The sequence below is a fragment of the Marinobacter sp. DSM 26671 genome, from assembly GCF_900112835.1.
Taxonomy (GTDB): Bacteria; Pseudomonadota; Gammaproteobacteria; order Pseudomonadales; family Oleiphilaceae; genus Marinobacter; species Marinobacter flavimaris.
In genome coordinates this window covers 78,854-93,753 of the sequence record NZ_FONF01000005.1, presented here as the reverse complement: position 1 = coordinate 93,753, position 14,900 = coordinate 78,854, and the positions used below count along the sequence as shown (strand labels likewise).

At 49.5% G+C, this 14,900-nt stretch carries 14 protein-coding genes; all 14 read left to right on the top strand.

Annotation, left to right across the window (positions count from 1 at the left end; translation table 11 throughout):
• Nucleotides 1-44: 44 nt before the first annotated feature.
• A complete protein-coding gene (gene rfbB / locus BM035_RS07245) occupies nucleotides 45-1,142 on the top strand; it encodes a dTDP-glucose 4,6-dehydratase (protein ID WP_092030926.1) in 1,098 nt (365 codons plus the stop codon).
• The gene (gene rfbA, locus BM035_RS07240; protein WP_092030924.1) at nucleotides 1,139-2,011 is read left to right on the top strand and encodes a glucose-1-phosphate thymidylyltransferase RfbA; all 873 of its coding nucleotides are present in this window, start codon (nucleotides 1,139-1,141) and stop codon (nucleotides 2,009-2,011) included. Before rfbB ends, rfbA begins: the two co-directional genes overlap by 4 nt.
• Entirely contained in the window at nucleotides 2,008-2,550 is a 543-nt protein-coding gene (gene rfbC, locus BM035_RS07235; RefSeq protein WP_092030923.1) for a dTDP-4-dehydrorhamnose 3,5-epimerase, read from the top strand. The genes rfbA and rfbC overlap by 4 nt, the downstream gene beginning before the upstream one ends.
• On the top strand, nucleotides 2,547-3,404 hold the full coding sequence (gene rfbD / locus BM035_RS07230) for a dTDP-4-dehydrorhamnose reductase (protein ID WP_092030921.1): 858 nt from the start codon (nucleotides 2,547-2,549) through the stop codon (nucleotides 3,402-3,404). The genes rfbC and rfbD overlap by 4 nt, the downstream gene beginning before the upstream one ends.
• Before the next feature lie 163 nt (nucleotides 3,405-3,567).
• Nucleotides 3,568-4,356 carry a hypothetical protein gene (locus BM035_RS07225; protein ID WP_092030920.1) on the top strand — a complete coding sequence of 263 codons (789 nt, stop codon included), beginning with the start codon at nucleotides 3,568-3,570 and terminating at the stop codon, nucleotides 4,354-4,356.
• Nucleotides 4,353-5,681: an oligosaccharide flippase family protein gene (locus BM035_RS07220; protein WP_175497356.1), complete on the top strand. Its 1,329-nt coding sequence runs from the start codon at nucleotides 4,353-4,355 to the stop codon at nucleotides 5,679-5,681. Before BM035_RS07225 ends, BM035_RS07220 begins: the two co-directional genes overlap by 4 nt.
• Before the next feature lie 196 nt (nucleotides 5,682-5,877).
• Nucleotides 5,878-6,657, top strand: coding sequence for a hypothetical protein (locus BM035_RS07215; RefSeq protein ID WP_217646324.1), 780 nt, complete (start codon nucleotides 5,878-5,880; stop codon nucleotides 6,655-6,657).
• A gap of 4 nt (nucleotides 6,658-6,661) precedes the next feature.
• A complete protein-coding gene (locus tag BM035_RS07210) occupies nucleotides 6,662-8,101 on the top strand; it encodes a hypothetical protein (protein WP_092030915.1) in 1,440 nt (479 codons plus the stop codon).
• Nucleotides 8,098-9,213 carry a glycosyltransferase family 4 protein gene (locus tag BM035_RS07205; RefSeq protein WP_092030913.1) on the top strand — a complete coding sequence of 372 codons (1,116 nt, stop codon included), beginning with the start codon at nucleotides 8,098-8,100 and terminating at the stop codon, nucleotides 9,211-9,213. Before BM035_RS07210 ends, BM035_RS07205 begins: the two co-directional genes overlap by 4 nt.
• On the top strand, nucleotides 9,210-10,433 hold the full coding sequence (locus BM035_RS07200) for a glycosyltransferase family 4 protein (protein WP_092030911.1): 1,224 nt from the start codon (nucleotides 9,210-9,212) through the stop codon (nucleotides 10,431-10,433). Before BM035_RS07205 ends, BM035_RS07200 begins: the two co-directional genes overlap by 4 nt.
• Nucleotides 10,426-11,022 carry a sugar transferase gene (locus tag BM035_RS07195; protein ID WP_092030910.1) on the top strand — a complete coding sequence of 199 codons (597 nt, stop codon included), beginning with the start codon at nucleotides 10,426-10,428 and terminating at the stop codon, nucleotides 11,020-11,022. The genes BM035_RS07200 and BM035_RS07195 overlap by 8 nt, the downstream gene beginning before the upstream one ends.
• Entirely contained in the window at nucleotides 11,022-11,648 is a 627-nt protein-coding gene (locus BM035_RS07190) for an acetyltransferase (protein ID WP_175497355.1), read from the top strand. Before BM035_RS07195 ends, BM035_RS07190 begins: the two co-directional genes overlap by 1 nt.
• Before the next feature lie 6 nt (nucleotides 11,649-11,654).
• Nucleotides 11,655-12,830, top strand: coding sequence for a DegT/DnrJ/EryC1/StrS family aminotransferase (locus BM035_RS07185; protein WP_092030907.1), 1,176 nt, complete (start codon nucleotides 11,655-11,657; stop codon nucleotides 12,828-12,830).
• 15 nt (nucleotides 12,831-12,845) lie between these two features.
• Entirely contained in the window at nucleotides 12,846-14,798 is a 1,953-nt protein-coding gene (locus tag BM035_RS07180) for a polysaccharide biosynthesis protein (protein ID WP_092030905.1), read from the top strand.
• Nucleotides 14,799-14,900 lie beyond the last annotated feature (102 nt).

The following is a 14,900-nucleotide window of genomic DNA, read 5'->3' as shown; positions in this document are numbered from 1 at the left end:
CGTCCCGCGCTCAAATAACATGTCTCAGTGTTTTGGATAAATTAATGAAGAAAACGATTATTGTGACCGGGGGGGCGGGCTTCATTGGCTCGGCCGTGATTCGACATCTTGTTAAGAATACTCCCCATGACGTAGTTAATCTGGACAAACTTACTTATGCAGGGAATCTGGAATCTCTCCATGAAGTGTCTGAGTCGCCGCGTTATTGTTTTAAACAGGTTGATATCTGTGACGCGGAGGCCGTCGACCGGGTGTTTTTCGAGCTTAACCCCACGCATATCATGCACTTGGCCGCAGAAAGTCACGTCGACCGCTCTATTGATGGCCCAGCGGAATTTATACACACGAACATTGTTGGCACCTATACTCTACTCGAAGCATCTCGGCGTTATTGGTCAGGCCTGAATGAGCCCGCAAAATCCGCTTTTCGTTTCCATCATGTTTCCACAGACGAAGTGTATGGTGACCTAGAGGGAACAACAGACTTATTTACCGAAAGAACGCCCTACGCGCCGAGTTCACCGTACTCAGCTTCTAAAGCCAGTTCTGATCATCTGGTTCGGGCCTGGCATAGAACTTATGGTCTCCCTGTTGTGATCACGAACTGCTCCAACAACTATGGACCATACCATTTCCCGGAAAAGCTCATTCCTCACATGATTTTGAATGCGCTGTCTGGTAAGCCGCTCCCTGTATACGGCGATGGCTCCCAGATTCGTGACTGGTTGTATGTTGAGGATCATGCTCGTGCATTGGTTAAGGTTGCCACTGAGGGCAGGTTGGGGGAGACCTACAACATTGGCGGTCACAACGAGAAGAAGAACCTAGAGGTGGTGGAAACGGTCTGCGATTTGTTGCAGGAAATAGCACCGCCTGGTGACTATCCCCACCTCGAATTGGCGCTTACTTCCAGTGTGAAGCATTACCGGGATCTGATCACGTTTGTGAAGGACAGGCCGGGGCATGACGTGCGCTATGCGATAGACGCTCGCAAGATTGAGCAGGAACTTGGTTGGGTGCCTGAGGAATCGTTCGAATCCGGAATTCGCAAAACGGTGCAGTGGTACCTGAATAATCCGGAATGGTGGCAGCGGGTATTAAATGGAGACTATCAACTTGGCCGCATGGGAGCGAAAGCATGAAGGGAATTATTCTTGCAGGAGGTTCTGGCACCCGGCTTCATCCCATCACACTTGGGGTGTCCAAGCAACTATTACCAGTCTACGATAAGCCAATGATTTATTACCCGTTGTCAGTTTTGATGTTAGCGGGTATCCGGGAAATTCTCATAATTTCAACGCCAGAGGATCTGCCAAACTTTTCCAAGCTATTGGGAGATGGCTCTGAATTTGGTGTCGAACTGAGTTACGCCGAACAGCCGTCTCCGGATGGCTTGGCTCAGGCATTTATCATCGGAGAAGAATTTATAGGAGATGATAATGTATGCCTGATTCTTGGTGATAACATTTTCCATGGGTATGGCTTCAGCCAGATGCTACGTGAGGCAGCTTCCCGTAACCGCGGCGCCACAGTGTTTGGTTACCACGTAACTGATCCTGAGCGTTTTGGTGTAGTTGAGTTTGATAGTCACGGTAAGGCTTTGTCCATTGAGGAGAAGCCGAAGCAGCCGAAGTCGAATTATGCGGTGACGGGTCTTTATTTTTACGACAATGATGTTGTAGAAATCGCCAAGAAAACTCTTCCATCAGACCGGGGAGAGCTTGAGATCACCGATGTAAACAATGCCTATCTTAAGCGGGGTGACCTGAATGTGAGCTTGCTTGGACGAGGGTTCGCTTGGCTGGACACCGGCACTCACGATTCACTTATAGAGGCAGGGCATTTTGTCCAAACGGTGGAGCACCGCCAGGGTTTGAAAATTGCCTGCTTGGAGGAAATCGCCTTTAGAAACGGGTGGGTGACTACAAACTGGCTTACTCAGCAGGGGCAGAGTTTGGCTAAAACCGGCTATGGGCAGTATTTATTACGATTGGCAAAGGAGCAGTTATGAAGGTTATTTCCACAGGCCTGAAGGATTGTGTGGTCATCGAGCCCCGGGTGTTTGGAGACGACCGGGGCTTTTTTCTGGAGACCTTTCAGGCGGAAAGGTATGCCTCCGCTGCCAACATTCACCTTCCGTTTGTGCAAGACAATCATTCACGCTCCAGAAAAGGAGTATTACGGGGCTTGCACTTCCAGATAAAGAAACCGCAGGGGAAGCTTGTGCGCGTGGTGCACGGAGAAGTTTTCGATGTTGCCGTGGATCTTCGGCGTGATTCGCCCTCCTTTGGTCGTTGGGAAGGTGTTTATCTGAGTGGGGAAAATAAGCGCCAGTTTTGGGTGCCGCCTGGCTTTGCCCATGGCTTTGTTGTTGTGAGCGAGACGGCGGACTTCGAGTATAAATGCACAGACTATTATGATCCTGCGGACGAGGGAGCCATTGCCTGGAATGACCAGGACTTGGGTGTTGAATGGCCAGAGGGGCTCAATATCAAGCTATCTGATAAGGACGCTAAAGCGCCAAGTTTTAGGGAGTTTTGTGAATCATGAAAATAATGATTACAGGAGCCAGCGGGCAACTTGGTAAGTGTCTGCAAGACGCACTTGCTAACACCGAGCATGAATGGCTAGCCGTAGGTCGTAGCGACCTTGATATAACTCGTGCATCGGACGTTGACCAAGTTGTAGCGAGAGCAAAGCCCGATGTAATTATTAATGCGGCTGCTTATACTGCCGTTGATAAGGCTGAGGCTGAGCCCGACCATGCCTTCAACGCAAATTCGCATGCTGTGGCTAATTTAGTGGAGGCGGCAGATACTGTAGGCGCTCTTCTCATTCATGTATCAACCGATTACGTTTTTGATGGGCGTTCAAAAAGACCCTATCTCGAGACCGATACTGTCAATCCAATGGGGGTCTACGGCAAGAGTAAGCTTGCAGGTGAAAGAGAAGCCCAGCGAGCCCAACGGCATATCATTGTTCGTACGGCGTGGGTATTCAGCGAATACGGCAGTAACTTTTTGAAGACGATGGTCAGACTCGGGCGTGAGCGGGATAGCCTTTCGGTAGTTAATGACCAGATTGGTACGCCCACTTATGCAGGCGATCTTGCGGCTGCCTTAACTAACTTGGCGCTGCGACAACCTGAGAATGGAATTTACCATTACTGTGGGGGAGAGCCTTGTAGTTGGTATGATTTTGCTCAGGCGATCTTTAACACTTGCAATGAGCTATCGGCAGATTTCTCGCCGCCAACAATTACTCCGATATCTTCAGCTGAATTTCCAACACCTGCCAAACGACCGGCGTTTTCAGTTCTTGATGGCAGTAAGCTTAAACGAGCAACCGGAGTCGAGGTTGGCGATTGGGTTGGAGCACTTAGAAATGTTTGTAGTAAGGCTTAACTATGGGGAGTGTCAGTTGATCTGGTTTTTGCCGTGAAACTGAAATCGGCCAGGTATCAGTTCGGCATTGCAAACCCGTTTCACTTATAGATTCCGTTCCAGCAATACTCTATTTGAGCCACATAGGAGAGTTGAGCATGAACAATTGGTTTCGGAGCAATACATGAAAGCCAGGCATTGGCTCTTCGCTGTTCTCACAGGTGCGCTAATTGGCTTGGTGATCGGGTTCGTTCAACTGCTCGTTTTTAGTGACCAACGGCATACTGCATCACTCAAGCTTTATGAGCGAGTTCTATTCGATGAGTTCTGGGAGGCCGCCCCGCCTTCGTTGTTAAGGGCCGAATTGCGCAGATCAGAACTGTCCAGCCAAGGCTCAGTGAAAAAGGAGCAACGAGACGTTGTTGTTGCAGAGTTGTTGAATGGGTGGTTCAGGCTGATAGATGGAACGCTTTTTCGATTCGCCATTGATGAAGCGTTGAAGTCTGGCTCAATCAGCAGAGATATTCAGCGTTACGCCCGCCTGAATAAGGGGTATGCAGATGGCCTCAACCAGCGTTCGATTTCCTTCCAGGTAGTTGGTGGCGATGAATCGGTTGTTGAACGCGAGCTAAAACGTTGGGTAGCGAGCGTTCAGGCAACGAGCACCCTGCAAGCTCACTCGGCCGTTAAATCCTGGTTGTCCCGTAAGGCTTCTAGCCTGGAAGCCTTATCGGAAGGAGAGGGCGCAACCCTTTCGGAGGACGCGAAGTCTGAACTCAAACGGATGGCGGCGGAATTCCACAATGCAGCGGAAAGTTTTCCTTTGATCGAACCATTCCAGGCAGCGTTGTCTGAAATCGAAGTTTACTCACACCCCCGAACATGGGCCGCCAGAATGGCACTTTGGGCTTTGATTGGTGCAGTTATTGGGGGTGTCCTTCTGCTGGGTTTCCGAGCGAAGAGGGCCGGGTGAGTCTGCGCAGTCGGTTCCTGAAGTTGCTGTTCGGTCCGGTTATAACGTTATTGGCCGGCGTGTTGTCGGGGCCGCTAATCTCCCGCCTTTTTACCCCTGAGGAGTTCGGACGCTACTCGGTTTTATTGGCAATGGTTGGCATTGCTGTTGTTGCCGTTACCATTCGTTTCGAACAACTCATCCCGACCAGTAAAGACCCGGCCGCCAGCTTTTGGATCGTCCTCATTAGCGCGTTGGTTGGTGCCTTGGCTCTGGGAGGGATAGCCTATCCGTTTTTTGCGTTGGAAGAGGCGCTGTTTATCGCATTGGCTACTCTGGCGGTTGCGGTTTTTAATGGGTTCTATTACCTCAGAGTTAATGCAGATGAACCTTTACGCGCATCTGCCGGCCGAGCTGTACAGGCAGCCGGGGTTCTTGGTGGCCAGGCGTCATTTGGAGCTGCGGGCTGGGGAATATTTGGCTTGATCTGGGGAGAGCTTGTGGGGCGCTTTGCTTCACTTTTGTTTGTTTTACAGAAAGTGGATGGCCGAAGTGTTGCTGTACTAAAGCGGGAGTTCGCCGAGCAATGGCCTGCAGCGAAATGGCTGCTTCCCGGGTCTCTCCTGGGCGCCCTCGCACTTCAGCTCCTTCCTTTAGGTATGGCTATTTCGGTTGGCGCAGCATCTGCAGGTATTTTCTTACTTGTTTATCGAATGGTAGTCATTCCCAACTCCATTCTCTCGAAGGTTGCAAGCGATACGCTGCTTGTTGAGTTCAGCCGATTGGAAAAGGACGATCTGCCAATTCGCAATGCGGTCGAAAACGGATTTCGCAAGCTGACCCTTACAGCGGTATGTCTGTATGGGAGTTTGGCGATTTACGGCGGCTGGTTGTTCACAGTTCTGCTTGGCGATCAATGGAGCAACTCCAGCGTTTTTATCCCTTGGTTGGCACTTTTGGTGGCGTTTTGGTCAATCGCCTCACCGCTTGCGATGGTTTTCGTCTCGCTTCAGAAGACCAGATGGTCGTTTGGTTTGAGCAGTCTGGACGTTCTTAATCGCTGTTTTGCTTTGTTCGTAGGTTTCTTCTATCAGGATGTCTTGGCTGCTGCTGTTTCGCTGGCAATTGGTGGGGCCTTTGTTTACGGAGTAACGGTTGCAAGCGCGATGAGAGTTTCAGGTGCCAGTTTCACTGGCGCAGTTGCCCCTGTCTTGCTCAGTGGCACATTCGTTGTGTTTTTGCTGATTGTTGCCAACGTTCTCTTTGAAGGCGGTTCATGGGAGCTTTCGATCGTGCCGACAATTCTTGCGTTCAGTATTTGCGGGAAAAAACTGCTTTATGGCTAAAAGGGTGGCTGTAGTTGGTACCTACATGTGGACCAGGCGCCTTTCTGCGTTGTTGGAGAAGCACGCGGGGGTAGTCTGTTCTCCTGTGTCAGAGGTTCGACTGCGAGATGTCGTTGGGCTAGTGGGCATGTTCCGTGTTAATACTACCATCCGTGTTGGCTTCAGGCCGGGCCAGCTGCGTCCTAGAGCTCTGCTATTGGATCTGGTCTGTCTTTTTTACGTTTTGCTCGGAAAGAATCTGGTGTTTTATTGGACTGGATCAGATGTGCCCAGAACTGCTGGCTTGCTATCTTCCGCTGGTTGGTTCTCAAGATTATGGTCTGTTCCCATTACCCGTTTACTCCTCCGAAAGAGTCATCATTGCGCCGCAGCCCCCTGGTTGGTCAATGAGCTCGATACTCTTGGCTGCAGCGCTGAAAGCTTTCCCTTCCCTACTCCGACAGAACGGTTTGAAAGCAAATCGGATGAAGGCCATGGTTCTTGGCCACTCGGATTCACCGTTCTTTCCTATGTGCCTGACCACAACTATCAAAATTACTGTGGCGATGAAATTCTGGCTTTGGCGAAAAGAATGCCGCACCTGCAGTTCAGGATAATGGGGGGCGAAGGAAAGTGGTGCCTTAACCCGCCGGACAATCTTTTGTTTCTGGGGTGGACAGATGCATTTGCAGAGTACAAGCGGTGCGTCGTTTTATTGAGAGCGGTTCGCCATGATGCCCTCGGTGGTACTGTAAGAGAGGCTCTTTTGTGCGAACGGTATGTTTTGTACACGTATCCCCATGAGTTTGTAGAGTTGCTTCCCTCTCCGGATGAGTCTATTGATTTTATTGGGGCAATGGAAAATAAGTTGGATGGGCTTTTCGGTCGGTTTCGGGATGGCCAACTTTCAGCTAACCAAGAGGGTTCTGAGTGGGTGAAGCGAAACCTTTCCGAGCAGGTGCTTGCTAGAAGGCTCGCCAGCCGCTGGATCGAATAGTCGCATGTTTGAAGTTCGCTTGAGGTATTCGATTATTGTAGCGTTATCCTTGGTGGCCACTGCGTTTTTCGCTGCTGATTTGTTCGGTATTTTTTATAACACGGCGCTCGCTTCATCTCTTTTATTGATCGTTCTATGTGTGCCGTTGCTGTCTCGGAACCTTAAATGGTATGAGCCGGTTTGCGCGCTAAATGTAATGTTTGCGCTATTAGCACTGGCAGGAATCTATCTCGCGTTCACTGGATTTACGACAGCAGAGCATGCTCTCCATCGCTTCCCCGTATTAGCGCAAAGAGCGCCACTGACCCTTTGTTACGTTTCCGTGTGGATTCTCTGCTTCTATACTGGTTACTACCTGTTTAGAAATGTGCCCGTAGAAGGTTCCGAGGACCGGGCGCTGGTACCTGCCTTGATGGGAAAGCAGGCTGGCGCGATTAGATTATTATCGCTTATCTGTTTCTCATTTGCGTTAATAAATCTGTCTTACAATGTCTGGCTATATAATCCAATTGACCCTTTTTCCTATTTCACCAGCTTCGGTGTTTCCAGGTATCGAGACCAGGTGAATGAGGGGCTTTATACAACCTTAGGTTACAATCTTTTTGTGGTGGCGTTGATTTTTTATCGCTACTCCTTTCAGGAATGGTCTCTAAAAAAATTCATTCTGTTTTCAGTGTTGCTTGTAATTTCTTTGATTGCAGTGTTGTCCCGAGGGCAGATATTTTTTACTTTCTCAATCGTGCTGTTTTTGCTTTGTTTGGAATATTTTTTTTCAAAGGATCGAAAACGATATTTTCGGTTGGCAATGCGGGTCTTGCCTTTGCTTTTCGTTATTATTATTTTTTCTTATTTTGCAAGGCTTGTAAGTGTCGAACTTTTCCTGGCAGAACAAGCCGGCAATGATCTCAATGTTATTGACGCATTTCTCGAGAAATTTTTGGGTTTTGGGGCATTGATTCTGGGCAAAGGTAATGTCCCTAACCTGCCAGCAATGATTGTTTACGAGGACCACTTTGGAAGTGTTGAACCGTATCTTTACGGTGAGTCTCTTGTCGCCTGGATGGCTGCATTTTTTCCGTTTTTTGATGCTACCTATATTGGGTATGGTATTAGTGATACTTGGTATCCAAATAATGTCGGCGGAATCCCCCCGGGTGTTGTTCATGAGATGATAGCAAATTTCGGTTTTTTGGGAGGTTTTCTTTCGGCATTCAGTTTTGGTGTCGTTAGCGTGCTTATATTTAATCTTGTTGTTAAGAAGGCTGGTTTTTTAATTGTTGTGGCTTACTCAGCTTTATTTGTCAGGTTTTGGTTTATTTTGCCAAAAGTTGAATTTGCCGTTCTGAGTAATGCTGTTTGGTTATTCCTTCCAACGGCTTTGGTTTATGCAGTCTATTGTTTGGCAGATAAAAATTTTCGTTGGCCAATTAGAGAAAAATTATGATTCATATCTCTAATAACTTTATCAGTAGCACTGTGCACGCGAGTGTTATCTCTGAGTTGTCGAAGACTTTTGAGGATCAGCTGGTAATTGTTCCAATAAGGGAGAGGGCCCACGAGGGTAAGAATACTGAAGGATTGGTAAATGTTCGGTTCAGATTTATTTATTTTAATAATAAGATTATTAAGTTTTTTCCATTGCTGAAAGTTCTTTTACTGTCGTTAAGAGTTCACTCGCTTCTCAGCGCTGCTGGTAAAGCATGCGGCGGTCGGGGCAAAAAGTTGAATGTTATTGCACACAATTTCTGGTCGGATGGAACGCTCGCTTTTTTCAATTCTTTCTTCATCCCGATGCGCTATATGCTGGTTGTAAGAAACACGGACATCAACTATTTCATTGCCAGGTTACCCCATTACAGATGGCTGATGGCATGGGCTATAAGGCGTTCAGAAGGTTTGACTTTCGTTAGCCGCTCCCACTATCTCCGGTTTAAAGCTCAATGGCCCAGCCTGCTTGCTCATGCCCCTAAGGTAGAGATAATTCCCAATGCTCTCTCGGAATGGTGGCTTGATAATATCGTCGAAAATCCTATTGCCCGGCCTGCACAAGTGTGTTTTGTCGGTCGGTTTGACGCCAACAAGAATCTAGTAAATCTGCTGAATGCTGCCCAGATTGTTCGGGCGGCTATGCCTGATTTCAGGCTGGTACTCGTTGGGGGAGACGAATCCGAACTTCGTGCGACAACAGGGTATGCCTGTATTCCGGACTTTGTTGAGGTTCGGGGCAGGCTTCAATCAGAGGAGTTGTTGGATGTTTATCGGTGTTCCCGCGTGTTCGTGATGCCTTCTTTTACGGAGACCTTTGGACTGGTTTATCTGGAGGCTCTGTCTCAAGGCTGCTCAGTAATTTGTAGCATCGGGGAAGGTATCGATGGCATGTGGGAAGTGCCTTTCATCCGGGCGGTAGATCCAAAATGTGTTGATGCTCTTGCCAGCGATATGATGGAGCTGATTAACCGGTTCCCGGAGGGGATCCCTGTATCTTGGAGTGTTCCTGAAATTCGTCGGTTCGATTGGAAGCGCGTAGCAGATAAGTATTTGGAGTTTTTTTCTTGAAAATTATCTACCTGCATCAGTATTTCCGCACTCCAGCAATGTCCGGAGGCACCAGATCCTATGAGATGGCGCGTCGTCTTGTCGCGGCAGGGCACGACGTCCATATAGTCACTTCGAGTACCGACCCTGATGAGGCTTCAAATGACTGGTATGAGGAAATGGTGGACGGAATTCATGTCCACTGGTTGCCAGTGCCCTACAGTAACACAATGGGTTTTGCCAAGCGGCTGATTGCGTTTTCTACGTTCGCAAGGAAGGCTGGTAGGTACGCGTCCAAATTGAGCGGAGAAATTGTATTTGCAACCAGTACACCCCTTACCATTGCTATCCCGGGTGTTAGGGCCAGTCGCTCTTTGAAGGTGCCACTGGTCTTCGAGGTACGCGATCTTTGGCCGGAAATTCCAATTGCTCTGAACGTGTTGAAATCCCCTGTTACCAAATATCTTGCCAGACGCCTTGAGAAGTGGGCATATAAAAATTCAGACAGAGTGATAGGCCTATCTCCCGGGATGTGTGAGGGTGTAGTCCGAGCTGGCTATGACGCTTCGAGAGTGCACTGTGTTCCCAACAGCGCCGATCTTGATCTGTTTGCTGTGTCGGACAAGGCGGGCCAGGACTTTCGTGATAGCCGCGCATGGCTGGGTGACAGGCCTTTGGTGTTATATGCCGGAACATTTGGATTTGTGAATGGTGTCGGTTACTTTGCGGATATAGCACGAGCAGCGCTCCAGCTTGATCCACGAATTTGTTTTTTGGCGGTTGGTAATGGGGCGCAGTATGAAAAGGTTAAGCAAAAAGCTGCAGAAAACGGAGTCCTTGGGAAGAACTTTTTTATGGAGCCTCCCGTTACGAAAAAAGAGATGCCAGCATTACTCAACGCTGCAACGCTTACGACTTCACTGGTGATTCCTAATCGAGCTCTTTGGCATAATTCTGCCAACAAGTTTTTCGATTCACTTGCGGCCGGCAGGCCCATTTTTGTTAATCACGGGGGATGGCAGGCCGAGCTTCTTGAGGAGGCAGGCGCCGGTTTTGAAGTGCCCCCTGATGATGCTTCGGCATCGGCTGAGAAGATCATAAATTTCCTGAATGATCGGGCCAGAGTAGAATCAGCTGGAAAAGCTGCTCTTGATCTGGCGCGAACGCGGTTCGATCGCTCAGTGCTTGCTGGCCAGCTAGAGAGGGTATTATCTGAAGCAGTGCAGGCAGTTCATGCTTAAGCGGTTTTTTGACATTGTAGTAGCTGGCATCCTCTTGGTCGTCTTGGCACCCGCCTTTTTCCTGTTGATTGGGGTCGTCAGGGCGAACCTGGGATCACCGGTTTTTTTCAATCAGTTGCGGCCCGGGAGAAATGGCAGTCCGTTTCGGATGGTTAAATTTCGTACTATGCTCAACTCTGTTGATCACGAGGGGCGGTCCTTGCCGGATGAACAGCGCATGACATCTTTTGGTCGGTTTCTCAGGTCTACCAGTCTTGATGAGCTGCCGGAGCTTTGGAACGTTCTGAAAGGCGAAATGAGTCTTGTTGGCCCGCGCCCGCTGTTGATGGAATATCTTCCTCTTTACTCTGAAGAACAGTTCCGTCGACATGAAGTGCGTCCGGGTATTACCGGATGGGCTCAGGTGAATGGGCGCAATGCGATCTCATGGGAAGACAAATTCAGGCTAGATATATGGTATGTGGATAACCAATCCCTCTGGCTTGATATAAAGATCCTGATTATGACGGTGAGGAAGGTATTGAAGAAGGATGGCATCAGTAGTGAGGGTGCAGCCACGGCGTCCAAGTTCACCGGGAACAGGAACTGATGCGTTTAGCAATTCTTGGGGCCAGCGGGCACGGAAAAGTAGTGGCCGATACGGCAGTTTTGGCCGGTTGGAGCGACGTCGTTTTTTTTGATGATGCCTGGCCAGAGGTCACCTGGAATGGCATCTGGCCAGTGGTTGGTTCGACCAGAGACTTGATTTCACAGCGGCGAGATTTCGATGGCGTGGTTGTCGGGATTGGGAATAACTTGACCCGGGCAGTACTGCAGAGAAAGCTGATTGATGCCGAGCTCAATATTGTCTCGGTATGCCATCCGTCAGCTGTTATCAGTACTCACGCAAATGTTGGAAGCGGGGTCGTAGTTTTTGCCAATGCTGTGATTAACGCCTTTGCTCAAGTAGGTGCCGGATCGATTATAAATACCGGGGCCGTTGTCGAGCACGATTGCTCGATTGGTGATTTTTGCCATTTGAGCCCGAACGCAGTCCTTGCGGGTGGAGTGTCTACCGGTTTTCAGGTTTGGGTTGGTGCAGGGGCCTCGATAAAACAGTTGATTAATCTAGGTAATGAAGTAACGGTAGGTATGGGAAGCGTGGTTTTGCGGGATGTTCCAGAAGGCCAAACCGTCGCAGGTATACCGGCCGGTCCCATTCTTTCTCAGGATTAGGTTTTTATGTTGAACACGACGTTCTCACCCTGGCCATCATTTTCCCAGGAAGAAGCAGATGCTGTTTCGTCAGTGTTGTTGTCAAACAAAGTGAATTACTGGACTGGCACGGAGGCAAGGGAATTCGAGAGGGAATTTGCTGAGTTTGCAGGTACAGAGCATGCGATAGCCGTGGCTAATGGCACTGTTGCTTTGGACCTCGCTCTCAGGGGGTTGGAAATTGGGCGTGGTGATGAAGTTATAGTAACTTCCAGAAGCTTCCTTGCTTCTGCATCGTGTATTGTTAATGCCGGTGCCAAGCCAGTTTTTGCCGATGTGGATCGGGATTCGCAGAACATCACTGCCGAAACAGTTCGACCTTTAGTGAGCGAACGGACCAAAGCGATTATTGCTGTACACTTGGCTGGGTGGCCATGCGATATGGATGCCCTGAATGTGTTGGCAGCTGAGCATGGTCTGTACCTGATTGAAGACTGTGCACAGGCCCATGGCGCCACCTTTAAAGGTCGCTCGGTTGGTGGATTGGGGCATGTGGCGGCATGGTCGTTCTGTCAGGATAAAATTATGACAACCGGTGGAGAGGGTGGCATGGTCACCACGAACGATCGGGAGTTATGGTCTCGCATGTGGTCGTTTAAAGATCACGGAAAAAGCTGGGATGCTGTCTACGAGAGGGAACATCCTCCAGGCTTTCGTTGGTTGCACGAGAGTATTGGTACCAACTGGCGCATGACTGAGATGCAGGCAGTCATCGGGCGTATTCAGGTGAAGCGGATGCATGACTGGAACCGTGCTCGGAAGGCCAACTGCGAAAAGATCTGGGCGAGCGCTGCAAAGCAGAGCGGGTTGCGGGTACCTACGGTGCCAGATGAGATTGGTCATGCCGGTTATAAGTGTTATGTGTACGTGGAGACTGAGCGGCTGAGGGCTGGCTGGAATCGTGACAGGATCATGGCTGCTTTGATTGAGCGTGGTGTGCCATGCTTTTCTGGTTCCTGTTCTGAGGTGTATCTTGAAAAATGTTTTCAGGATGCAGAATTGGCCCCCGCCGCTCGACTTCCCGTGGCTAAAGAGCTTGGGGAAACAAGCCTTATGTTTTTGGTACATCCAACGTTGACTGATGTCGAAATGTCAAAGACGGTTGAAGTGCTTGCCGATGTATTGGTCGAAGCATCCAAATAAAACAGGGTTTTCAGATTGAGAAAGGGACTGATCAACTACGTTTTGCATTTGTCGAGGCCTGAAAAGCGGGCGATTTCTGTGGTGACCGATTTCTTTTTGCTGTCGTTCGCCATTTGGTCGGCGTTTGCGCTGCGTTTTGAGAGTTCGGCATGGGTGCCCTCGGATAAGCAATTATGGGTTTCATTGGCCACGGTGGTCTTAACCATCGGTGCATTTGTAAAGCTTGGCCTATATCGAGCGGTTATTCGCTACATTAGTGAACACGCCTTCCTTGCAATTTTAACTGGGGTTGTGTTCTCGAGTGTTTCTTTAATTGTGCTTGGATTCCTATTCCAGACCCTTGTTCCCCGTTCAGTGCCGGTAATCTATGGCGCATTTGCTTTTATGTTGGTGGCTGGTACCCGATTCAGCGTCAGAACTATCGTACGCAAGCGAAGCGACCGTTCGAGGGATGGTGTTCTTATTGTGGGTGCTGGACAAAAGGGTATGCAACTGGCGTCGGCCTTGGCTCAGGGCGTTGAATATCGTCCTCTGGGTTTTGTTTCAACTGTAGAGGCCAATCATAAATCGGTGATTGGCAGTCTTCCGGTCTATTCGCTCGATTATATTGATAAAGCTATTCGCGAATTGGATGTTTGCCGGGTTCTATTGGCAATCGAGGATTCTGAGCAAGTCGATCGCAAAGATTTGATGCGAATTCTCGAAAGCCTAGCCGTTCCGGTTCAGACTGTCCCTTCGATGTCTGAGCTAGTTACCGGTGTTGCCAGGATTAACGACATTCGGGATCTTGAGATTGAAGACTTGCTCGGTAGAGATCCGGTGAGACCAGACACCGCGATGGTTTCGCAGGGACTTTTCGCGAAGTCGGTATTGGTGACTGGAGCCGGAGGATCGATTGGGTCAGAATTGTGCCGTCAGATTATTCAGCATCGTCCTGCCAAACTAGTGTTATTTGAGCAATCAGAATTTTCCCTCTATGCGATTGAGCGTGAACTCCAAGCCTTAAATCTGACTGAGGCGCTCGGGGTAGAAATTCATCCTTTGCTGGGAAGTGTTGTTCATCGTCGTCGCTGCGAGGCGGCAATGCGAAGCTTTGGAATTGACACGGTCTATCACGCGGCCGCATACAAGCACGTGCCCTTGGTTGAGCAAAATGTCATTGAGGGTGTTCAAAACAATGTCTTTGGTACTTTCCACGCTGCGGAAGCGGCTATCGCGGCTGGGGTAAAGCGTTTTGTGCTGATCTCTACCGACAAAGCGGTGCGCCCCACCAATGTGATGGGCGCCAGCAAGCGTCTTGCCGAGCTTGTTCTGCAGGGACTGGCCCAGAGGCAGTCAGACACCTTCTTTTCCATGGTGCGATTTGGCAATGTGCTTGGCTCTTCCGGTTCGGTTGTCCCGCTGTTCCGGGACCAGATTAGGGATGGTGGGCCAGTTACCGTGACTCACCCGGATATTATTCGTTACTTCATGACCATTCCAGAGGCCAGCCAGCTCGTTCTTCAGGCTGGCAGCATGGGACAGGGTGGCGAAGTGTTCGTTCTGGATATGGGCGAACCCGTAAAAATTGCTGACCTGGCCCGCAAGATGATTCACCTGATGGGGTTGATGGAGAAAACAGACGATCGGCCGGATGGGGATATCGAGATTGTTTTCTCCGGGCTACGGCCGGGTGAAAAGCTCTATGAGGAGTTGTTGATTGGCGACAACCCGCAAGGTACGGCCCACCCGCGGATCATGATGGCAAGGGAGGTCTCGATGCCCTGGGATGAGGTGGAGCAAACGCTCAACCATCTGATGCGGGCAAGCCATGACTTTAATTGTCAGGATATCATTCAGATCCTTAAAACGGCGCCGACAGGGTTTGCCCCCAATGGGGATGTGGCGGATCTGGTATGGTGCAATGGTGATCGACAGTTAACTGTGGCTTCTCAAGAGTCCGATAAGATAAGGCGCTTCCCGGCCTGAAACTGTTTGTTTGGTGAGGCCGGTGAGGTTTTTGAAAGAAGGGGCAGATCGGGAAGATCTTGCCCCTTTTTTCTTTTATCATGCAACGACACTATTGGTTAG